The following is a 21,239-nucleotide window of genomic DNA, read 5'->3' as shown; positions in this document are numbered from 1 at the left end:
ACTCATGCAATACCGGGATCAAGTCATTGCTTTGGTGATAATTCAGGGATGGAAGCGCTGGATATGAACCTGCTCGTGGCTCTGGACGCGTTGCTGGATACCAACAGCGTGACTTTGGCCGCGCAGCGCCTCGACACTTCACCGCCCGCGATGAGCCGGACGCTGGCTCGTTTGCGCCGGGTACTCGGTGATCCACTGTTCGTTCGCGCGGGCCGCGCCCTGGTGCCGACACCACGCGCGTTGGAGCTACGTTCCGAGGTCAGTGCACTGGTCGCGCGGGGCCGTGCGCTGTTGGCCCCGTACGGTGCCCCCGATCCCACGGCACTGCGCCGAGCCTTCACAGTACAGGTGGGCGATATGGTGCTCGCCGAACTGGCCGCGCCGCTGCTGGCCGCTGTGCGGGCCAAGGCGCCCGGCGTAACGCTACGCTTTGTGCCGGACGTCTTCGAAGGCGCCGCCGCACTGCGAGATGGACGCATCGATCTCGAGGTCGGCGTGATCGACCACAGCAACCCGGAGACCATGGTGCGCCGAGTGCTCGCCGACCGGGTGATCGGGGTGGCCGCCACCGACCATCCGTTGGTCACCGATCGGGTCACCGTGGCGGCCTACGCCTCGGCGCGACATCTGAGCATTTCACGCAACGGACGCGCACATGGTCCGATCGACGACCGCCTCGCGTTGCACGGCCGGACCCGGCAGGTAGTGGCCACCGTGCCTACCCTGACCAGCGCGCTGTTCGCGGTGCGCGGCAGTGATCTGGTCTGCCCGGCGCCCGCCATGCTGAGCGCCGCTACGTTGCCCTCGATCGGGTTGGGCGCCTTCGAGATCCCGCTGCCATTGCCGGATATCGCCATCGGGGTAGCGTGGCATCCGCGTAACACCGCCGACCGCGACCACCGCTGGTTACGCGATCTGGTCCAAGAGACCTTGCTGAATTCGGCAGCCGCGGCGCGTCCATCGAAACGTCAGCACGGCGCGTCCGCTCAGGAACTCGGCGGGGAGCTGGAGAGCCGGTAGCCCACCGGCCCGTGCTGCGCGTCGACGTGTTCTGTTCGATGTCCGTTCAGGGGGGTGTCGCCAGTGGGAGGCCCGAAGATATCCGAGCGGTCGAGCGGAGCCGCCGCCGTCCGCTTCAGCTCATCGAGCATGGCCTGCAGTTTGTCGACGTGGGCATTCTCGGCCGGTGCGCGGTCTTCCTCGGTGGCACGATGCGCACCGGCGAGCTCGGAATCGTGGTCGCCGGGTGCGGTCCCGTTCCCGATCGGACCGTGGCCCCGGTCCGATTCGGCGTCGGCAACGGTGTCCTTGTGCGTGGCGGTTTCGGGCGAGGAGTGTGCGGCAGTCGCCGCGCCGGGTTCGCGCACCCCTGCGGATGTCTGCTGTGGTTCGTTCCTCGGCTCGGACTGAGCCGTCGCGGCGGGTTCATGTAATGGCCGGATGGCGAAGCCTCGCCCCGGTTTGCGTGCCGCAAGGTCAGGGCGATGCGGTGCCGCTTCATGTGATACCGACGCGGCGAAGTGATTGCGGGCAGCGGCGCCCGGTTCGGGTGCGGCCGTGGCGGGTTCGCTGAGTGCAGCAGATTCCTTGTGCGCAGCGGAATCGGCGTGTGCGGTGGAATCGGGTTCGGGTGCCGCGTGTACCGACTCCTGCGGTGTGTTATGCGGGCGCACGCCGTATCGGGAACCGACAGGTGCGTGGTCGACGACAGGCAATGCGGCCGGTGCCGTTTCAGTGGCGTCCCGGGCATCCGGACCCGGATACTGCGTGGCCGGAGACTCCGCAACCCCATTCGAAGGCAGGACCGGCGGGTGCGCACTGCTGGATTCCAAACGTTCGACCCTGGTGTCGAGGCCCGAGATATCTTGTCCGGTACGGAACGCCCACGCCTCCAGCGCGGCCAACCGGTCTTCTATCGACTGTTCCTTCGGCACGAGGGGCGTGCCGTCCATCCGGGTCGCTACCGCGTCCAGCTTCTCGCTGACCTCTCGGAGAGCTGATGCGACACTCGCCAACAGTGTGCCGATCGACTCGCCGGTGTGCTGTCCGTGCTCCATCCCGTACCCACTTCCCCGTATCGGACCAGCCCGTATTCGGCCGGACAGATTCTATCCGCCCGGTTGGACATTCGTGGCTTGCGAAGAATCGGTGTGCACCGATCCATCTGATCGAAGCAGCGTAGGCGCACAGACTTTTGCGCGCACACCCGGACTGCGTGGTGATCCGGTTTGTCCGTAACCCTGCGCCATCACAGCGATCGGTTGTTTTCCCGCCGAAATACGTTGTGGCCCCCGACGTGTACCGGTGCCACAACGTATTTCGCCGCCGATCCCGGAGCGGGGGGCAACGGTTCCGGTACGGCGGAGCGTGGCACAGCATGGCGGTAATCGCCGATCCGCCGACCTGGCATCGGGTAGTAGAGGCATGATGGACGTCCTTGTACCGCAGAGTGCGGCGGAAATGCCGATAGTCACAGTGCACCCGGATGTGAGTGGATGGGGCTGGCGAGGGGAACGAACCTGACGCACTCTTGATCTAGGGTGTGGGTCGCGGGCCCACAGTGTCTGTGCGGGAGTGGTCGCGTGAGAACGAAGCAGCGAGCGGAGATCTGCGGGCGCCGAGCGATGCTCGCCGAACTGGGTCTCGGGGATAGCTCCAGCCGGATACGTGGTACGTCGAACAGCTATGCCTGCGCGTGTCCGGAATGTTCCGCCACACAGTGGGATGTGCGGCGGCTCGAGTACTGGTTGTGCGGCAGGCTGCTCGCCTACGGGGCCGATGAAGCCGAAGTGGGTCGGCGGATCGGGACGCGACGGGTAGACGTCTACTGGCGCAAGGGCGATCGCAGGTACGCGATCGAGATCCGCCGGGGGCCGTTGGAACGTGGGCTGGCTCAGGAACATACTGCTCAGCTACGCGCCGCGGGCTGCACGGACGTGTTGTGGCTGTGTCCGCCGGGCCCCTGGGTGCCGTATCTGCACGCGCTCGGTATCGCGGACTTCGCGCCCGCCGCGTGTGATTACCGCGCGATCACCGGGATGCTGGACACCGAGCATGCGATGGCGGCGCCGCGGCGCGAGCCGGTAGAACTGCGTAAGTTCATTGCCGGATGGGTACGCGGTGAGGTCGTCTGGGGCTATCGGGATGAGCGCACAGGAGGCTGGGCCACGGTGACCGATTGGGAACACCACACGAGGACACAAGCCACTGTTATCGCCAGACAGCGCCAAGAGCTGGTCAATCAGCGCACCGCGCTGGCATTGACCCGGACGTCGCTGCGGCATAAGCAGAAGCAGGTGGTGAAACTCGCCGCTCGGTTGGAACGCGCGGAGTCGGCCGCACAGGATCAGGCTGCCGCTTTGGCCGCCGCGCAGCGGACGATCGCCGATCACCACCGGCTGGACAAAGCCCTGCGCGGCACTATCGCCAGGCTGGATCGGACCATCGGGCACTGGCAGTTGACCACTGTCTGTGCGATGTTGCTGCTCAGCCTGTTTCTCGCGGCGGCGATAGTGGTGCGCTGAGCCGGAACGGGGCTCGTTCCCACCGCCATTCGTTACGAAGTACCAGCGTGAGGAAATCCAGTATGTCCAGACCGGTCTGCGCACGTATCACGCCCAGCTCGGCCCAGCGCACCGGACCTCGTTCGACCAGCTCGCCCAATTTCTGTGCGCGTGCCGGGCCGACCGGTCGCTTGACCAAGTCGGGGATGCCGATGCTACTACCGGTCCAGGTCAGCCAGCCCCAGCCATTGGCATGTGCGTACGCGCGGCTCGCAGTCGCCTTCACACGGTTGACATGGAAACCGACATGACCGAGCGGCTCGACGTCGATCAGCACCACCCGGCCATCGGTGAGCCGGACGACAGCATTCGGATAGTGCACCCGCTCGACATCATCGAGGTTGTAGTGGACCGCCACCGGCTGTTCGCGGAACGACTCGACCAGACCGCTCACATTGAGGATCCATAGCAGCCTGGCTTCCAGGCCGGAGTCGAACGATACGTCGCGGCCGACTTTGTCCAGGTAGAAGTGCCCGCGCCCATCATGGCTTTCCGCTGCGCGCGCTGTGGTAGCCGGGATCGGTGCCGCGGCGTGCGCAGCAGGCCAATCGATCTGCCCTATCCATGGGTTCAGCTGACTGGTCTCGTGAGGCTGGGCACCGTGCAGCTTGGCGAGACGGCTGTTGGTCTTCTTCTGCCATACCGCGATGCGCTGGGTGACGAATCCGGAGATCCGCTTCGCGTCCTCGGCCGTATGCCCGCCCAGCCGCAGCTTCAGATACGACAGCTCGCCCGCGGCGATATCGGTATCGGTCACATAGGTCTCCACCAGGAGCGCGCGCACCAGTGCCCGGTCTCCCGCGTCGAGCGGATACCGAGCACCGAGCACAGTGGCGGCGCGATGCCCGGATCGTTGCGCCATCCGGACCAGCTGCCCGACCGCCTTGGTGTGCAGTTGCCGCACGCGGTCCCTGGACAGGTCGTAGCGGGCGCCGAGGTGAGCCAGGGTTTCGGGCTTCTCGCCGCCGATTCCCAGCCGAGCCGTGAGCAGTTCGGCATCCTTGGCCTTGTGATCGGCCCGCATCGCGATCAACTCACCGAGTACCTCGTTGATCTCTTCGAGCTCGAAAGAGATATTGTTCTGTAGGTCGAGCAGCTCGGGGTCGGAGTGATCATCGGGTATGTGATCATCAGGCAGCTGCCCCTGCGTAGTTTCTGGATTGATCGTCACGCGGCAACCCCCTTTTCGCACTGGCACCGTGCGATATAGCGTATCCCTATCTACATACTGACGAGTATTGTCCCGAGGCGTTCGACCTGCTCGGCGACAAAAAATCGGTCACGTCAGGTGTGGGTGCGGTAGATCACCCGACGGTCGTGCGGCACCATTCCCGCTGCGGACATGGGGGCTCTCGCCCCGCGGACCTGTCTGTCCCGAATCGTCTTATCCATATCGGTGTAGCTCTGCGGGTAAGGGGCGGCCGCTGCTGGATGCCGGTCAGCGGTAGGCGTCGGAACGTTTGGCGACGGTATAGATCGTCACCAGCTGCTCGTCGTCGATCTCGTACACGATGCGGTACTGCCCGATGCGAACACGCCAGTCGTCCCGGCTGCCGACGAGCTTCTTCGCGCCTGCGGGTCGTGGATCTTTGCTGAGCCCGATGATCGCCTGAAGCGCCGGCTCGAAGACGTCGCGGGGGAGTTTCTGAAGCTGTTTGAGGGTATCGGGATGGAACTCGATCCTCACGAGGAGAGAACCTCGCTCGGGTCGATGCCCAGCGCGGTCGCCATCTCCGACATCGACATCTTTTCGAACGGTTCTTCCCGCTTCCGGCGTAAGTTCAGCGCATCAGCGAGGTCGGCGTGTTCGTGCAACCGCTCGTAGTCGGCCATGCTGATCAGCACAGCGACCTCGGTACCGCTATCGGTGATGATGACTTCCTCGCCGGTTGACGCGACTCCACGTACGACGGCCCCGAGATTGTTCCGTAGATCCCGCAGGCTGTATGTACTCATGTTGAACATGTTACATACCGGAATGGATTCCGGTGCGGTAGTGGCCACGGAAACCTTCGGTTACCTGCGATGGCTGTTTCCTCCCAGAAACAGGAATGTAAGACCAGATACGGGAACGCAGGAAAAGCTCCTGACCATTTCTCTTGGTCAGGAGCTTTTCTATCTGCTTCCGGTGGTGCGCGATACTGGGATTGAACCAGTGACCTCTTCCGTGTCAGGGAAGCGCTCTCCCGCTGAGCTAATCGCGCGAGGTGGAGACGGGAATCGAACCCGTGTGCACGGCTTTGCAGGCCGTTGCCTCACCACTCGGCCACTCCACCGCGCAAGGTGGGAAGGCTTTTATTACTATTGCCTGGCCCTACCTCTCGAGCGGATGACGGGATTCGAACCCGCGACCCTCACCTTGGCAAGGTGATGCGCTACCAGCTGCGCTACATCCGCATTCCGCCTCCCGGGCCTTGTTTCGACCCCGGCGGTGCGAGAAGAAACATTAGCGGACGCTCAGTGAAAGGTACAAATCCGCTGGTAGGGCGGGGGAAATTCGTAAGTTACGCACTGTGCCGATAGTGGCTCGTGTGGTTGATGGGGATGTGGATCGGCCGGGCAGTCGATTCGAAGCGTGGCAGCGGGACGGTGTTCGGATGGCATCGGCTGTCCCGGGTGGCCGGAATCGGTTTCGGTCCGGTCGTTCGTGAGTCGCGCTCTCGCCATCGATTCGGTGGCGAGCGCGGGCTCGGGTGGATCGCTCCTGTCCAGGTGGCGATTTGGTGAACCGGCAGTATCGCGTGCTAGTGTTTCGTCTCGTCCGGAGGGCATCCCGTCGGACGCCCGCAAGGTCTCATAGCTCAGCGGGAGAGCGTCCGCCTCACACGCGGAAGGTCGCTGGTTCGATCCCAGCTGGGACCACCTCATCCCCTCGTCATGTCATGTGGTCGAGGGGATTTTTTTGTGTCACATCCCGAGAATATTCGGCGTTGTCGGCGGCTGCTGGTGTCCAGCTGGATCCGATGGGTGTTTGCGCATGTGTTGCGTATGTGTTCGCTCGTGCCATCCGGATCGGTGATGTATCGCGAATCGATGTACATTTTGTGATCTGTATCACAATTGAATAGCGGTTGTGTCGGTGCCGACGAGAACCTTTCCTTCCATTTTGCTAAGCCTTTACTATTGATGCTAGCTCTGAGCTGCGAAGCTCGGAGCAGTTGTAGCGCATATCCGGCAAGCGATGGATGTGGCGGTGTGGGGCTGCTTCCGGCCCCGAGCGTTCGGTCGGCTGACTGATGGTCGGCGAAATCGTGAAGTTCGACGACAGCGTCCGCTGAGTAGTCGCGATATCGACCCGAGGGTTGCTGTGCAACAGATCCTGGTGAGGGTGACGAGCTGTTGGTGGCGTGAGGCGCGCTCCGCAAGCCTCCTCAGGCTTTGCTAAGTCTTTGCCAATACACTCGCATTCGTTTACTTCTCGGCCCGTTGGTGTGCCGGGACTGCTTCACCGCGAGATGCCGGTTCGCGGTCTTATGCCCTGCTGGACATGTTGATCGTCAACCGAACTCGGCTGATCGGCCGAGTCGGCGAAGGAGAATCATGGCTATCGATCATGAAATAGCCCCGCCATTGCCACCGTCTGTTACCAAGGGTTCGGAGAGGGGCTCCGGATTGCTACCCGACCGTGTCACAGAGGTACTCCGTTACGACGTTCCCGCGTCGGTGGTGGTCTTCCTTGTCGCGTTGCCGCTTTCGCTCGGTATCGCGATCGCCTCAGGGGCTCCGGTGGCCGCGGGGCTCATCGCCGCGGTGATCGGGGGCATTGTCGCCGGATCGTTCGGCGGTTCCCCCCTGCAAGTCAGTGGTCCCGCCGCAGGGCTCACCGTTGTGGTAGCCGAGACGATAAATCAATTCGGCTGGCGCATGACCTGCTTTATCGTCCTCGCCGCCGGCGTGCTGCAGATTCTGCTCGGGCTCAGCCGTGTTGCCAGGGCCGCGCTCGCGGTGGCGCCAGTGGTGGTGCACGCGATGCTCGCAGGTATCGGCATCACCATCGCCTTGCAGCAGGTTCATGTCCTACTCGGTGGTTCGTCCCGCAGCTCGGCCTGGCAGAACATCATCGAGCTACCCGAGCAGCTGCTGTCGCTGCAGGGTGGTGGTGTGTTCATCGGCATGGTGGTGATCGTCATCATGCTCGGCTGGCGATATGTGCCTGCCAGGGTCCGCGTAGTGCCGGGCCCACTGGTGGCGGTGGTCGCGGGTACCTTGTTGTCGCTGGCTCTGCCGACCGATGTCGAGCGCATTGTGCTGAACGGCTCGCTGTTCGATGCGATCGCGCTCCCGGAGCTGCCGAGCGGTAACTGGTCGGCGGTGGTGTTCGCCGTTCTCACCATCGCGTTGATCGCCAGCGTGGAGAGTCTGCTGTGCGCGGTGGCCGTGGACAAGATGAGTGCGCGCACCCGCACCAATTTCGATCGTGAATTGGTCGGTCAGGGCACGGCGAACGTGCTTTCCGGTTTAGTCGGTGGTCTGCCGGTCACCGGCGTGATCGTGCGCAGTGCCACGAATGTGCAGGCAGGTGCGCGCACTCGAGCCTCAGGGGTGTTGCACGGCGTCTGGGTTCTCGTGTTCTCGGTGATGCTGGTATCGGTGGTCGAGCAGATCCCGAAGGCCGCGCTGGCCGGTCTGCTCATCGTGATCGGTATCCAGCTGGTCAAGCTGGCCCACATCAAGTCGGCTCGCCGCACCGGCGATCTCATGGTCTATGCCGTCACGGTGCTCGGTGTGGTGTTCCTGAACCTGCTGGAGGGCGTGTTGATCGGCCTCGGGCTGGCCTTCGGCCTGCTGTTGTGGCGGGTGGTCCGGGTCGCGATCCGTGCCGAGCAGGTCCCCGGTACGCAGCGTTGGCTGATCACTATCGATGGCTCGGCTACTTTCCTCGCGCTGCCACGACTGTCGGCACAGTTCGCCAAGATTCCTCCCGGTGCCGATGTCACTGTGGAGATGACCGTCGACTTCCTCGACCACGCGGCTTTCGAGGCCATCGAGGCGTTCGAACGTCAGCAGCGGGCCGGCGGCGGCAGTGTCGATTTCGTGGAGATCGGTGGCGCCAGAATGGCCCAGGCCACGGCGAAGCCACCCGCGCGCAGCCTCGCGCGATCGGTCTGGGACGACGTCCTCGCCCCGTGGAGTCACGACGAGGGGGATAAGGACCCCATCGCGACAGGCATCGCGGCCTACCACCGCAATCAAGCTCATGTCGTGCGACCGCACCTGGACGAGCTGCGTAATAGGCAGGACCCGGATTCGTTCTTCCTGACCTGTGCCGATTCGCGGATCGTGCCGAATGTCATCACCAGTAGCGGGCCTGGCGATCTGTTCACTGTCCGCAATGTGGGCAACCTTGTCCCTGCCGAGGGTGATGATTCGGTCGAGGCCGCGTTGCGTTTCGCGTTAGAGGAGTTGAATGTCCGCTCGGTCGTGGTGTGTGGACATTCATCGTGTGGTGCGATGGCGGCTTTGCACGCACAGGCGCGGGTTCCCGGCGTGGATGCCTGGCTAGAGCACGCCCGGCCGAGCCTGGAGCGGTTCCGTGCCGGCCATCCGGTGGCGGTCGCGGCACGTGAGGCGGGGTTCGGCCCGGTCGATCAGCTCGCCATGGTGAATGTGGCGGTGCAGTTGGAGAACCTGCAGCGCCACCCAGCGGTACGTAAGGCGGTCGCCGAGCGCGGCGCCGCGGTGTCGGGTCTCTTCTTCGATATCGCTAGTGCGCGGGTGATCGAGGTGACCGCGCACGGGCTGGCGCGTATCGAGGACACCGATCACTCGGCCGCTTCTGATTTCATGTGATCTATGTGCTGTGCTGCTCGGGCCGGATGATTCCGTCCCGAGCGGCATCGCCGTATCCGGAAACGCGATAGCGGAGTCCGGTGTGCCGGATCGCTCGTACTCTGGGCAGGTGGCCGAGGATCTGACAGTGAGTTCGACTAGAGGGAAAACCGGCCGGAGCGCCTTCCGGGCCGGGCTCATGCGCCGACCTATGCTTTACCTCGTCTATCGGGCCGGGGTCGCGGTGGTCGGTGTGACTGTGCTCGCGGTCGGTGTTCTCGCGATCCCGTATCCCGGTCCTGGCTGGGCGATCGTGTTCGCCGGACTCGGTATTCTCGCCACCGAGTTCGCCTGGGCACGTGGGGTGCTCAGGTGGTTACGAAACCGGTATCGCAGCGGTATGGCCTGGTACTCGGCTCGGGGGCCGTGGATACAGGTGCTCACGACGGTGGGCACCTTTGTGTTGGTCATGGTGACTCTGTGGGTACTCGGAACATTCGGGATCGTGGGTAGCTGGATCGGAGTCGAATGGGAATGGCTGCGCAGCCCTCTGTAACGGTGACTGTCGTCCCGGGATGGACGCTTACCCGGCCTGAGTGGCTGGCCGCTCGGATCACGGAGCTGGGGCACTCGTGGGGAACCACGTCGCTGCGCGTCGCGGGCACGCTGTGGTGGTCTATGGCCGCCTCGGCGTTGGTGGAGCTCATCGTGCGGGCGTACGCGCACGATAAGCGAGCCCCCGAAGCCACATTGGATCGGCTGTCTTGCGAAGTCCGCGCTGATGGCGGCATCGAACGGGTGCGCATCCTGACCGGCGGTATACAGGAAGATTGCTCCGCGCATGCCGGGGCATTAGGGGAAACCCTGGCCGCTGTGGTCCCGCCGGTCACCGAAGTATCCGGCGCGGGGACGGCTGCTTTATGGGCGATCGTGGCCGATGCGATCGGTAATCGTGCGATCGATGCCGGGGCACCGGAGGCGGGAATGCGGTTGGCCGCCGAAATCGGTGGCGCGCTCCCGGTGCCACGGTTCGTAGCGATCGGCGGACGCACTTTCGTGCGACGTATCTCATGCTGCCTGGTATTCCAGGTGCCTGGCTGTGCCTTGTGCACCAGCTGTCCGAAACGACCGGCTGCTGAACGCCAAGCATTGCTGGAGGGCCTCGCCGCGCGGGACTGAGCTGTCCGGCTGCTCGCTTCGCCTGATCGGTGGTACGTGCCGCTGCGCTGATGCCGGTCCATCGGTACGTAGGTCGCACGGTGCCGATAGCATGGTCGCGCCGGAGCGAATACGCGATCGGTCACCGATTCGGCGGGAGCCTGCCCGCACCCGAGAACGCCAAGGAGAGCGCAGCCGTGACCACCTCAGCCCCCATCAGCCCAGTCGCCCTCGTCCGGGTGCCGGCCGGGACGACGGCGGGCGCCGCGGTGCGCGAAGCGGGACTTCCGGTCAAGGGGCCGGACACCATCGTCGTCGTGCGAGCGGACGGAGAACTGAAGGACCTGTCGTGGGTTCCCGAGGTCGATATCGATGTGGAGCCGGTGGCGGCGAACACCGACGACGGCCGCAATGTCCTCCGGCACTCTGCCGCGCATGTGCTGGCCCAAGCGGTGCAGCAGGAATTTCCCGAGGCCAAACTCGGCATCGGTCCCTATATCAAGGACGGTTTCTACTACGACTTCCAGGTCGAGCGACCGTTCACCCCGGAGGATCTGACCAAGCTGGAATCCCGGATGAAGAAGATCGTCAAGGGTGCGCAGCGCTTCTCCCGCCGGGTGGTCGAGGTCGACGACGCCAGGGTCGAGCTGGCCGGAGAGCCGTTCAAACTGGAGCTGATCAGCGATAAGTCCGGTATCGACGATCCCGAGGTCATGGAGGTCGGCGGTAAGGAGCTGACCATCTACGACAACCTTGATCCGCGTACCGGCGCGAAGGTCTGGGGCGATCTGTGCCGCGGTCCGCACATTCCGACCACCAAGTTCATCCCGGCCTTCAAGCTGACCCGCAGTTCGGCCGCGTACTGGCGAGGCGACCAGAATCGCGAGGATCTGCAGCGTATCTATGGTACTGCGTGGGAATCGCAGGAAGCGCTCGACGAGCATATGCACTTACTCGCCGAGGCCGAGCGCCGCGACCACCGCAAACTCGGATTGGAACTGGATCTGTTCAGTTTTCCCGAGGAACTCGGATCCGGTCTTCCGGTGTTCCATCCCAAGGGCGGCATCATCCGCAAAGAGCTGGAGGAGTACTCGCGCCGCAGGCACGTCGAAGCGGGCTATGAGTTCGTCAACACCCCGCACCTCACCAAGGGGCATCTTTTCGAGGTCTCCGGCCATCTGGATTGGTATCGCGACGGCATGTTCCCCGCGATGCATCTCGATGCCGAACTCAACGCCGACGGCACCGTCCGCAAGCCAGGCCAGGACTACTACGTCAAGCCGATGAACTGCCCGATGCACAATCTGATCTTCCGTTCCCGTGGCCGGTCGTATCGGGAGCTGCCGCTACGGCTGTTCGAATTCGGTTCGGTCTACCGCTACGAGAAGTCCGGTGTGGTGCACGGCCTGACCAGGGTGCGTGGCATGACCCAGGACGACGCCCACATCTACTGCACCAAAGAGCAGATGCACGCCGAGCTGACCGATACCCTGCGGTTCGTCCTGGATCTGCTGAAGGATTACGGACTCGACGACTTCTATCTCGAACTGTCCACCAAGGATCCGAAGAAGTTCGTCGGCTCCGAGGAGATCTGGGAAGAGGCCACCGCGACTCTGGCCGAGGTTGCCTCGGCCTCCGGTCTGGAGCTGGTGCCCGATCCGGGTGGCGCCGCCTTCTATGGGCCGAAGATCTCGGTGCAGGCCAAGGACGCGCTGGGCCGGACCTGGCAGATGTCGACCATCCAGCTGGATTTCAACCTGCCGGAGCGGTTCGAGCTGGAGTACACCGCATCCGATGGCACCAAACAGCGACCGGTGATGATCCACCGCGCGCTGTTCGGCTCGATCGAGCGATTCTTCGGTGTGCTCACCGAGCACTACGCCGGTGCGTTTCCGGCCTGGCTCGCGCCGGTGCAGGTCGTCGGCATCCCGGTCGCGGAAGCCTTCGCCCCGCATCTGGATCAGGTGATAGAACGGCTCCGCGGCGCCGGCATCCGCGCGCAGGTGGATCGCAGCGACGACCGGATGCAGAAGAAGATCTTCAACAACACCGCGCAGAAGATCCCGTTCATGCTGCTCGCCGGGGAACGCGATGTGAACGCGAACGCCGTGAGCTTCCGCTTCCGCGACGGAACCCAGGTCAACGGGGTGCCGGTGGACGATGCGGTGGCCACCATTACCGAGTGGATCGCGCACCGGGAGAATAGTTCGCCGACCGCCGAGGGCTTTGCGATCCGATCAGCGAACAAGGGCGGGGCATGAGCGGTCAGGCCCGGAGGCGGCAGCGCAGCGTGGCCATGGAGGGCTCCGCTCATGCCGGAGGAGGTACAGCATGAGCGAACGTACGGTATCGGACGGGCTCGCGGATCTGCACGAGAACGGGACTTCCGCCGAAGGGGGCAGCATTGTGGACACCGGCGCCGGGGAACCGGATCGGCTGCTGCGGTTGTGGACGCCGTACCGTATGTCCTATATCGCGTCGGCGGCCACCAGCCCCAAGGATTCGACCGGTCACCCGTTCACCGATATCCCCAAGATGTCCGATGAGGACGGGCTGGTCGTGGCCCGCGGCGAACTGGTGTATGCGGTACTCAATCTGTATCCGTACAATCCGGGGCACCTGATGGTAGTGCCGTACCGCAAGGTGGCGGATCTGGAGGATCTCACCGAGGCGGAGAGTGCCGAACTGATGGCCTTCACCCAGCAGGCGATCCGGGTGATGAAGAAGGTCTCCCGGCCGCACGGCTTCAATGTCGGGCTGAATCTCGGCGGGGTGGCAGGCGGTTCGCTGGCCGATCACCTGCATCAGCACATCGTGCCGCGTTGGGGTGGTGACGCGAATTTCATCACCGTGATCGGCGGAGCGAAGGTGATGCCGCAGCTGCTGCGGGAGACCAGGGCGCTGCTCTCGGCGGCCTGGAAGGAGGCGTAGATGAGCGACAGAGCGGATCGGCTGTGCTGAGTTTCTTCGGTCGGGAGGTGTTCGCCAAAGCGACCGCGCCGCTGGGCCGGATGCTGGTGAGCACGGGACTCACTCCCGATGTCATGACGGTGCTCGGCACCACCGCGTCGATCACCGCCGCGGTCACCCTGTTCCCGACCGGGCACCTGTTCTGGGGAACCATGGTGATCTGGTTGTTCGTCATGTTCGACATGCTCGACGGAGCGATGGCCAGGGCGCGCGGCGGTGGTACGAAGTACGGGGCGGTGCTCGACGCCACCTGCGACCGGCTTGCCGATGGCGCCATCTTCGGGGGTCTGGCCTGGTGGGCCGTCTATCAGGAACAGCACAAGCCGCTGTTCGTCGCCACGCTCATCGTTCTGGTGACCTCCCAGGTGATCTCCTATGCCAAGGCGCGCGCCGAGGCCAGCGGCCTGTCCGCGGACGGCGGACTCATCGAGCGACCGGACCGGCTGATCATCGTGCTTGTCGGTGCCGGGCTCACCGGCATCGGCGGCTATTGGGATATCGAGTGGCTCACCTACGCGGTGCACGTGGCCATGTGGTTACTCGCTGTGCTCAGTATGGTGACTGTTGTGCAGCGCGTACTCGCGGTGCGTAATTCACCGGGAGCGCGCACCGTGATCCCGGCGGGACAGCCGCAGAACTCGAGCACGGGAACCGCAGGCACCACGGGACTTTCGTCGTGACCTCATCCAGTATCGGGCGCCGACCGATCACAGGTGGCGTCCGGGCCGCCGTGTCTCTCGGTCGTGGACGAGTAATGGAGAGGTGTCGATGAGCCTCGGGGAACAGCTCGGCACCGCCGGGTACGCGGCGGGCTGGCAGTTGGTGCGTGCCTTACCCGACTCGACCGCTCGGCGGTTGTTCGACTGGGGTGGTGACCGAGCTGCCCGGCGCGCCAACCGGGAGTATCGCGCCGGTGCGGCACCGAATCAGTTGCGGCGCAACCTGGCTCGTGTACTCGGGGTATCGCCTGCCGAGGTACCGGACGAGCTGATCCGCGCGAGCATGCGGTCCTACGCCAGGTACTGGCGTGAGGCCTTCCGGCTTCCCACGATGGACCATTCCGCGATCGATTACCGGGTCGACGGGGTGCCGTTGCTCGACGCCGCACTGGCCGAGGGGCGCGGGGTGATCTTCGTCTTGCCGCATTCCGGCAACTGGGATATGGCAGGCGTCTGGCTGGTGCAGCGCTACGGCAGTTTCGCCACTGTGGCCGAGCGACTGCGGCCGGAATCGTTGTTCGAGCGGTTCGTCGCTTATCGGGAGAGCCTCGGCTTCGAAGTATTCCCCCTCACCGGCGGCGAACAGCCGCCGTTCGGTCAGCTGGCGGCACGGCTGCGGGAGAACAAGGTGGTATGCCTGATGGGTGAGCGCGATCTCACCGGTAAAGGCGTTCCGGTCCAGTTCTTCGGAGAACGCACGTGGATGCCGGCAGGCGCGGCGAAATTGGCCATCGAGACCGGTGCGGCGCTGATGCCGGTGCACGCGTGGTTCGAGGTCGATGCGCAGGGCCGGGAGAGCTGGGGACTGAAAACCGAGCGGCCGCTCGATGTTTCCGGTGGGGTAGCCGCTGCCACACAGCAATTGGCGGATCGCTTCGCGGCGAATATCGCTGAGCATCCCGAGGATTGGCATATGCTGCAACCGCTGTGGGAGAACGATCTGTCGCCACGACGGCGAGCTGTGATCGATGCCGCGCAGACGAGTATCCGGGCCGAGCAGGGGGATGTCTCGCCATGAAGATCGGCATGGTCTGCCCCTACTCGTTCGACGTCCCCGGTGGGGTGCAGGCACATGTGGTGGAGCTGGCACGGGTATTCATCGAACGCGGGCACAAGGTGAGTGTGCTCGCCCCCGCGTCGGAAGGTACCCCGCTGCCGGAATTCGTGGTGTCGGCAGGACGCGCGGTCGCTATTCCGTACAACGGATCGGTGGCCCGATTGTCCTTCGGGCCGACGGCCTATACCAGGATTCGCCGGTGGATCGATGGCAACGACTTCGACGTCCTGCATATCCACGAGCCGAACGCGCCGAGCTTGTCCATGCTCGCACTGAAGATCGCCGAGGGCCCGATTGTCGCGACTTTCCACACCTCGACGACGAAATCGTTGGTGCTGAGCACTTTTCAAGGCGTGCTTCGGCCCTATCACGAGAAGATCGCCGGCCGTATCGCGGTATCGGAGCTCGCGCGGCGCTGGCAGGTGGAGGCGCTCGGCTCGGACGCGGTGGAGATCCCCAACGGGGTCGATGTTCCCGCGTTCGCCAGGGCGCCGATGCTGCCGGGCTATCCACGGGCAGGCGGCACGGTGCTGTTCCTCGGCCGTTATGACGAGCCGAGGAAAGGGATGCAGGTCTTGCTCGGCGCGCTTCCCGAGCTGGTGCGCGAGCATCCCGGTATCGAGATCCTCATCGTCGGCCGCGGGGACGAGGACCGGCTGCGCCGTGAGGCGGGCAAGCTGTCCGGACATCTGCGTTTCCTCGGTCAGGTATCCGATGCGGAGAAGGCGTCCGCGATGCGCAGCGCGGATGTCTATGTCGCGCCCAATCTGGGCGGGGAGAGCTTCGGCATCATCCTGATCGAGGCGATGGCCGCGGGAACCGCGGTCATCGCCAGTGAACTGGACGCCTTCCGCCGGGTGCTGCGTGACGGTACGGCAGGCATGCTTGTTCCGGTCGGCGATTCGGCGGCATTGGCCACCGCATTGCATACCGTGCTCACCGATACGGTGCGCAGGGAAGCACTGGTGCGTACCGCGACCCAGGTGGTCGGCGAGTACGACTGGCCGGTGGTGGCCGAACAGATCCTGCGCGTCTACGAGACGGTGACCGTGGGCGACATCAGAGTTCGGGCCGCTGGATGATCACCTTCTCCGCGACCACCGTTCTCGTTCTCGGGTTGTTGGCCGCGCTGGTCGTCGCGGTCGGTCTCTGGGCTTATTCGACCGCGAACCGGCTCGATCGGCTGCATGTGCGTTCCGATCAATCCTGGCAGGCGCTCGATGCGGCCTTGGCCCGGCGGTCGGTGGTGGCCAGATCGGTCGCCATGGCCATCGCGGGACCGGTATCGGACCCGGTCCTGACGGAGCAAGCCGGACGGTTGACCACGTTGGCGGACCGGGCCGAGCGGGTAGACCGCACTGAACGGGAGACCGCGGAGAACCAGCTCTCGACCGCGCTGTCGGCCGTCGATATCGGTATGTTGCGCCCGCAACTGGTCGCCGAACTGGCCGATGCCGAGGCAAGGGTGCTGATCGCTCGTCGCTTCCACAACGACGCGGTACGCGATACGCTCGCGCTGCGCACGCGGCGTCTGGTACGTATTCTGCACCTCGGCGGCACCGCTCCGTTGCCGTCCTACTTCGAGATCACCGAGCGCGCTACACCTGCCGCGTCCACTGGTCTCTCTGTCGACACCGTCCGGACCGCTGCGCGCATCGTGCTGTTCGACGAGAACGATCGAACGCTGCTGATGCGCGGAAACGACCCCAAGACACCGGAGGTGTCGTTCTGGTTCACAGTCGGTGGCGGGGTGGAGCCGGGGGAGAGCCTGCGTGGCGCGGCGGTACGGGAACTCTTCGAGGAGACCGGATACCAGGCGGATCCGGCAGGCCTGCGCGGACCGATCTGGCGGCGGGTCGCGGTCTTTCCCTTCAACGGTGAGCTGATTCGTTCCGAAGAGCTGTTCTTCAGCCTGCGGGTGCGCGGTTTCGAACCGCGCGCGGCGAACCGGACCGTGATCGAACGTCGCTGTATCACCGGTCACAAATGGTGCACGGCCGCGGATATCGTCGCCTTGGATCGCGCCGGCGAAATCGTGTATCCCTATCACCTGGACGAATTGCTGGCCGAGGCCGCGGTAGCCGCCTCTGGTGTCGTCGAGCCGGAAGTGCGCTCCATCCGCTGACCGATTGCATACGGGGTGCTCTCGTCCAGAAGAGCCATCGTCGAGTCCGTACCAGGCCAGTGCGCTACAACTGGCTATCAAGTGGCCTCAGGTGGCCGCTTAGAATCGTAGTGTTCGAATCCGCGCGACCGATTGGCGCACATGACTCAGGAGTTTGCCGTGACCAGCCCCGAGACCACCCAGACCATTGGCACCGCCCGTGTGAAGCGCGGTATGGCCGAGATGCTCAAGGGCGGGGTGATCATGGATGTCGTCACGCCGGAGCAGGCCAAGATCGCCGAGGATGCCGGTGCGGTCGCGGTGATGGCGCTGGAGCGCGTTCCGGCCGATATTCGCGCGCAGGGCGGCGTGTCCAGGATGAGCGACCCGGACATGATCGATGGCATCATTTCCGCCGTCTCGATTCCGGTCATGGCGAAGGCCCGTATCGGCCACTTCGTGGAGGCGCAGATTCTGCAGAGCCTCGGTGTGGATTACATCGACGAGTCCGAGGTCCTCACCCCGGCCGATTACGCCAACCACATCGATAAGTGGAACTTCACTGTGCCGTTCGTCTGTGGCGCCACCAACCTGGGTGAGGCGCTGCGCCGTATCACCGAGGGCGCGGCCATGATCCGCTCCAAGGGCGAGGCGGGTACCGGCGATGTGTCCAATGCGACCACACATATGCGTAAGATCCGCCAGGAATTGCGCAGGCTGGCGTCTCTGCCCGAGGACGAACTGTTCGTCGCGGCGAAGGAGTTGCAGGCGCCCTATGAGCTGGTCCGTGAGGTCGCGTCGACCGGCAAGCTGCCCGTGGTGCTGTTCACCGCGGGTGGCATCGCCACCCCGGCCGATGCGGCGATGATGATGCAGCTCGGCGCCGAGGGCGTGTTCGTCGGGTCCGGCATCTTCAAGTCCGGGAATCCGGCGCAGCGCGCCGCCGCGATCGTCAAGGCCACCACCTTCTACGATGATCCTGACGTGCTGGCCAAGGTGTCGCGTGGCCTCGGCGAGGCCATGGTCGGGATCAATGTCGAGGACATCGCGCAGCCGCATCGGCTGGCCGAGCGCGGTTGGTGAGCACAACTGCGCTGAGTACGACAGCATGACGGGTAGGCCGCTGCGCAGGTAGCAGCGGCCTACCCGGCATCAGCTGTAGCCGAGCGATATCGGCGGCAGTGGCCGGGATAGTCTCACCGCATGGCGACAATCGAAGAAGCGCTGGAGATAGAGCGGCTCGAGCGGGACATTTTCCGCGGCGCGTCCACCAAGACCCAGCTCCCGCGTACGTTCGGCGGGCAGGTTGCCGGCCAGGCTCTCGTCTCGGCAGTTCGGACGGTGGAACCGCGATTCCAGGTGCACTCACTGCACGGATATTTTTTGCGTCCGGGGAATCCGCAGGAGCGCACCGTCTATCAGGTCGAGCGCATCAGGGACGGACGTTCGTTCTGCACCAGGCGGGTGACCGGTATCCAGGACGGCGCGGCGATTTTCACCATGGCGGCTTCCTTTCACGCAGGCGATGAGGGGCCCGAGCATCAGGACCATATGCCCGAGGTACCCGCGCCGGAGGAGCTGCCCGACGCGAGCACCACGATGAGCCCCGAACGGCTGTGGATGATGCGGGAATGGGAGCACTGGGACATCCGTATGGTGCCCCAGGAAGACGTGTCCAAGCGGGACGGGATGGTTTCCCAGCAGCAGGTGTGGTTTCGTTACCGGCATCAGCTGCCTGATGATCCGCTGGTGCATGTGTGCACCCTCGCTTATATGAGCGATATGACGCTGCTCGGTTCTTCGAAGGTCACCCATCCCGATGAGCGGACCCAGAACGCCTCTCTGGACCACGCGATGTGGTTCTTGCAGCCTTTCCGGGCCGATGAGTGGTTGCTCTACGATCAGTCCTCCCCCTCGGCCGGTTTCGGTCGCGCGCTGACCGGCGGCAAGATCTTCTCCCGCGCGGGTGCGCTGGTCGCCGCCGTGGTTCAGGAAGGGCTGATCCGTACCCACCGCGAGGGCTGAACGGTGTGCGTCCTGGGAATGCCCTGGCGCCGCGTCTGCTGTCGCGCACCGAGCGGAACGCCGGGGCATCGGCGCGGCGTGGTGTGACACAGGAAACCTCGGGTGCGAACCCGGAATCCACCGCCTTCGGGCTGGAGAAGAAGTCGAAGCGACCGCGTATGCGATAACGGCTGTGAGTACGCCCACATCAGTACGGCTCGTAAGCTTTCCGGCGTGAACGTTACCCCGGTCGTCGCATCCGCCGCCGACGCAGAACAGACGCAGTCTCGTCCCACCATCGGGGTGCTCGCCTTACAGGGTGACGTCCGAGAGCATGTCGCGGCGCTGGAGCGGTGCGGCGCCGAGCCCGTCCTGGTCCGTCGGGCGACCGAGCTGGCCGCGGTGGACGCGCTGATACTGCCGGGCGGTGAGTCGACAGCGATCAGCAAGCTGCTCGGCGCCTTCGAGTTGCTCGAGCCACTGCGCGCTCGGCTGCGGGAGGGGATGCCCGCCTTCGGTTCGTGCGCGGGCATGATTCTGCTCGCTTCGGAAGTGCTCGATACCCGGCCGGACGCCGAGCATCTGTCCGGTATCGATATGACGGTGCGCCGCAATGCGTTCGGTCGCCAGGTCGATTCGTTCGAGACTGATCTTTCCTTCGCGGGCTTGACTGATGGACCGGTCCGCGCGGTGTTCATCCGCGCGCCATGGGTCGAGCGGGCAGGTCCGGATGTCGAGGTGCTCGCCACCGTCGCGGATGGCCCCGCCGCAGGCCGGATCGTGGCGGTACGGCAAGGTAATGTCCTCGCGACCTCGTTCCATCCCGAGGTGACCGGTGATCTGCGGGTGCACCGGCTGTTCGTGGACCTGGTCCTGGCGGCCTAGCCGGGGCCGCTACGGAAGAGGTGTCCGAGTAGGCTGAAGAAGTTGTCCGTCCGGCGGTGCTGGTAACGGACACCACCAGACGTGCCATCGACCTGAAGGAAGTAGGGAATGAGCGGCCACTCCAAATGGGCCACCACCAAGCACAAGAAGGCCGCGATCGACGCCAAGCGCGGCAAGCTGTTCGCGAAGTTGATCAAGAACATCGAGGTGGCGGCCCGGACCGGTGGCGGTGACCCGGATGGCAACCCGACGCTGTACGACGCCATCCAGAAGGCGAAGAAGTCGTCGGTACCCAACGACAATATCGAGCGCGCCCGTAAACGCGGTGGTGGCGAGGAGGCGGGCGGCGCCGACTGGCAGACCATCATGTACGAGGGCTATGGGCCCAATGGTGTCGCGGTGCTGGTCGAGTGCCTCACCGATAATCGCAACCGTGCCGCGGGCGAGGTGCGGGTCGCGATGACGCGCAACGGCGGCAATATGGCCGACCCCGGTTCGGTGGCCTATCTGTTCCACCGCAAGGGCATCGTCACCTTGGAGAAGAACGGTCTGTCCGAGGACGATGTATTGCTCGCGGTGCTCGACGCAGGTGCGGAAGAGGTCAACGACCTCGGCGAGTCGTTCGAGGTCATCAGTGAGCCCAGCGACCTGGTCGCCGTGCGCACCGCGTTGCAGAGCGCCGGGCTGGACTACGATTCCGCGGAGTCCGGGTTCCAACCCTCGGTATCGGTGGCGGTCGACGTCGATGGCGCTCGTAAGGTGATCAAACTGGTCGACGCCCTCGAAGACAGCGACGACGTGCAGAACGTCTACACCAACGTCGATATCTCCGACGAAGTACTCGCGCAACTCGACGACTAGGGCGTATCCGGTAGTTCGCGGTGAGCGGGCCGGGTCCCGTGGTCATCGCGAACCCGGATCTCGCAACGGCGGGCCGGATCTCGGGCACCCGTACCGTCGCTCGGCAGACACGGCCGGAACCAGGGCCGCGCTACCGCCGGGTCGAAGCC

19 protein-coding genes and 4 tRNA genes are annotated in these 21,239 nt (G+C 64.6%); 16 read left to right on the top strand and 7 right to left on the bottom strand.

Features of this window, described 5'->3' with window-relative positions:
• The first annotated feature begins 48 nt into the window (after positions 1-48).
• Positions 49-1,020 carry a LysR family transcriptional regulator gene (locus ACL02S_RS04520; protein ID WP_412800970.1) on the top strand — a complete coding sequence of 324 codons (972 nt, stop codon included), beginning with the start codon at positions 49-51 and terminating at the stop codon, positions 1,018-1,020.
• Here ACL02S_RS04520 and ACL02S_RS04515 read toward each other — a convergent pair.
• Complete coding sequence (locus tag ACL02S_RS04515; protein ID WP_412800969.1) at positions 987-2,057, bottom strand: hypothetical protein; 1,071 nt, start codon at positions 2,055-2,057, stop codon at positions 987-989. The genes ACL02S_RS04520 and ACL02S_RS04515 overlap by 34 nt on opposite strands.
• A gap of 525 nt (positions 2,058-2,582) precedes the next feature.
• On the opposite strand from ACL02S_RS04515, the gene ACL02S_RS04510 reads away from it, so the two are divergent.
• Positions 2,583-3,524 (top strand): hypothetical protein, encoded by a 942-nt coding sequence (locus ACL02S_RS04510; RefSeq protein WP_412800968.1) that lies wholly within the window; start codon positions 2,583-2,585, stop codon positions 3,522-3,524.
• Here the strand turns inward: ACL02S_RS04510 and ACL02S_RS04505 are convergent.
• The 6 genes from ACL02S_RS04505 to ACL02S_RS04480 all read right to left on the bottom strand — a co-directional run bounded on the left by ACL02S_RS04505 (position 3,487) and on the right by ACL02S_RS04480 (position 5,960).
• Positions 3,487-4,734 (bottom strand): sigma factor-like helix-turn-helix DNA-binding protein, encoded by a 1,248-nt coding sequence (locus ACL02S_RS04505; RefSeq protein ID WP_412800967.1) that lies wholly within the window; start codon positions 4,732-4,734, stop codon positions 3,487-3,489. The genes ACL02S_RS04510 and ACL02S_RS04505 overlap by 38 nt on opposite strands.
• A gap of 267 nt (positions 4,735-5,001) precedes the next feature.
• Positions 5,002-5,250, bottom strand: a complete 249-nt coding sequence (locus ACL02S_RS04500; protein WP_412800966.1) for a type II toxin-antitoxin system RelE family toxin — start codon at positions 5,248-5,250, stop codon at positions 5,002-5,004.
• Positions 5,247-5,519 carry a type II toxin-antitoxin system Phd/YefM family antitoxin gene (locus tag ACL02S_RS04495; protein ID WP_412800965.1) on the bottom strand — a complete coding sequence of 91 codons (273 nt, stop codon included), beginning with the start codon at positions 5,517-5,519 and terminating at the stop codon, positions 5,247-5,249. The genes ACL02S_RS04500 and ACL02S_RS04495 overlap by 4 nt, the downstream gene beginning before the upstream one ends.
• A gap of 173 nt (positions 5,520-5,692) precedes the next feature.
• Positions 5,693-5,767, bottom strand: a tRNA-Val gene (locus ACL02S_RS04490).
• A 1-nt stretch (position 5,768) separates the two neighbouring features.
• Positions 5,769-5,839, bottom strand: a tRNA-Cys gene (locus tag ACL02S_RS04485).
• Positions 5,840-5,887: 48 nt separating this feature from the next.
• Positions 5,888-5,960, bottom strand: a tRNA-Gly gene (locus ACL02S_RS04480).
• 393 nt (positions 5,961-6,353) lie between these two features.
• On the opposite strand from ACL02S_RS04480, the gene ACL02S_RS04475 reads away from it, so the two are divergent.
• The 14 genes from ACL02S_RS04475 (at position 6,354) to ACL02S_RS04410 (ending at position 21,090) form a co-directional block, all read left to right on the top strand.
• Positions 6,354-6,425: transfer RNA gene (locus ACL02S_RS04475), tRNA-Val, on the top strand.
• 678 nt (positions 6,426-7,103) lie between these two features.
• Positions 7,104-9,353, top strand: coding sequence for a solute carrier family 23 protein (locus ACL02S_RS04470; protein WP_412800964.1), 2,250 nt, complete (start codon positions 7,104-7,106; stop codon positions 9,351-9,353).
• A 178-nt stretch (positions 9,354-9,531) separates the two neighbouring features.
• Positions 9,532-9,888 (top strand): TIGR02611 family protein, encoded by a 357-nt coding sequence (locus ACL02S_RS04465; protein WP_412801104.1) that lies wholly within the window; start codon positions 9,532-9,534, stop codon positions 9,886-9,888.
• Positions 9,889-9,890: 2 nt separating this feature from the next.
• Positions 9,891-10,511 carry a (2Fe-2S)-binding protein gene (locus tag ACL02S_RS04460; protein ID WP_412800963.1) on the top strand — a complete coding sequence of 207 codons (621 nt, stop codon included), beginning with the start codon at positions 9,891-9,893 and terminating at the stop codon, positions 10,509-10,511.
• 176 nt (positions 10,512-10,687) lie between these two features.
• Complete coding sequence (gene thrS, locus ACL02S_RS04455; RefSeq protein ID WP_412800962.1) at positions 10,688-12,751, top strand: threonine--tRNA ligase; 2,064 nt, start codon at positions 10,688-10,690, stop codon at positions 12,749-12,751.
• Between the two features lie 70 nt (positions 12,752-12,821).
• Positions 12,822-13,421, top strand: coding sequence for an ATP adenylyltransferase (locus tag ACL02S_RS04450; RefSeq protein ID WP_412800961.1), 600 nt, complete (start codon positions 12,822-12,824; stop codon positions 13,419-13,421).
• A 23-nt stretch (positions 13,422-13,444) separates the two neighbouring features.
• A complete protein-coding gene (gene pgsA, locus ACL02S_RS04445) occupies positions 13,445-14,140 on the top strand; it encodes a phosphatidylinositol phosphate synthase (RefSeq protein WP_412800960.1) in 696 nt (231 codons plus the stop codon).
• An 88-nt stretch (positions 14,141-14,228) separates the two neighbouring features.
• Positions 14,229-15,197 carry a phosphatidylinositol mannoside acyltransferase gene (locus ACL02S_RS04440; RefSeq protein ID WP_412800959.1) on the top strand — a complete coding sequence of 323 codons (969 nt, stop codon included), beginning with the start codon at positions 14,229-14,231 and terminating at the stop codon, positions 15,195-15,197.
• Complete coding sequence (locus tag ACL02S_RS04435; protein WP_412800958.1) at positions 15,194-16,318, top strand: glycosyltransferase family 4 protein; 1,125 nt, start codon at positions 15,194-15,196, stop codon at positions 16,316-16,318. The genes ACL02S_RS04440 and ACL02S_RS04435 overlap by 4 nt, the downstream gene beginning before the upstream one ends.
• Positions 16,318-17,361: an NUDIX hydrolase gene (locus ACL02S_RS04430; protein WP_412801103.1), complete on the top strand. Its 1,044-nt coding sequence runs from the start codon at positions 16,318-16,320 to the stop codon at positions 17,359-17,361. The genes ACL02S_RS04435 and ACL02S_RS04430 overlap by 1 nt, the downstream gene beginning before the upstream one ends.
• Before the next feature lie 141 nt (positions 17,362-17,502).
• Positions 17,503-18,423, top strand: coding sequence for a pyridoxal 5'-phosphate synthase lyase subunit PdxS (gene pdxS, locus ACL02S_RS04425; protein WP_412800957.1), 921 nt, complete (start codon positions 17,503-17,505; stop codon positions 18,421-18,423).
• A 120-nt stretch (positions 18,424-18,543) separates the two neighbouring features.
• On the top strand, positions 18,544-19,365 hold the full coding sequence (locus ACL02S_RS04420) for an acyl-CoA thioesterase (RefSeq protein ID WP_412800956.1): 822 nt from the start codon (positions 18,544-18,546) through the stop codon (positions 19,363-19,365).
• A 213-nt stretch (positions 19,366-19,578) separates the two neighbouring features.
• Positions 19,579-20,229 carry a pyridoxal 5'-phosphate synthase glutaminase subunit PdxT gene (gene pdxT / locus ACL02S_RS04415; protein WP_412800955.1) on the top strand — a complete coding sequence of 217 codons (651 nt, stop codon included), beginning with the start codon at positions 19,579-19,581 and terminating at the stop codon, positions 20,227-20,229.
• A gap of 108 nt (positions 20,230-20,337) precedes the next feature.
• Positions 20,338-21,090, top strand: a complete 753-nt coding sequence (locus tag ACL02S_RS04410) for a YebC/PmpR family DNA-binding transcriptional regulator (RefSeq protein ID WP_412800954.1) — start codon at positions 20,338-20,340, stop codon at positions 21,088-21,090.
• Positions 21,091-21,239 lie beyond the last annotated feature (149 nt).

The sequence above is a fragment of the Nocardia spongicola genome (assembly GCF_047200775.1).
Taxonomy (GTDB): Bacteria; Actinomycetota; Actinomycetes; order Mycobacteriales; family Mycobacteriaceae; genus Nocardia.
This window is presented reverse-complemented; position numbering and strand designations above follow the sequence as displayed.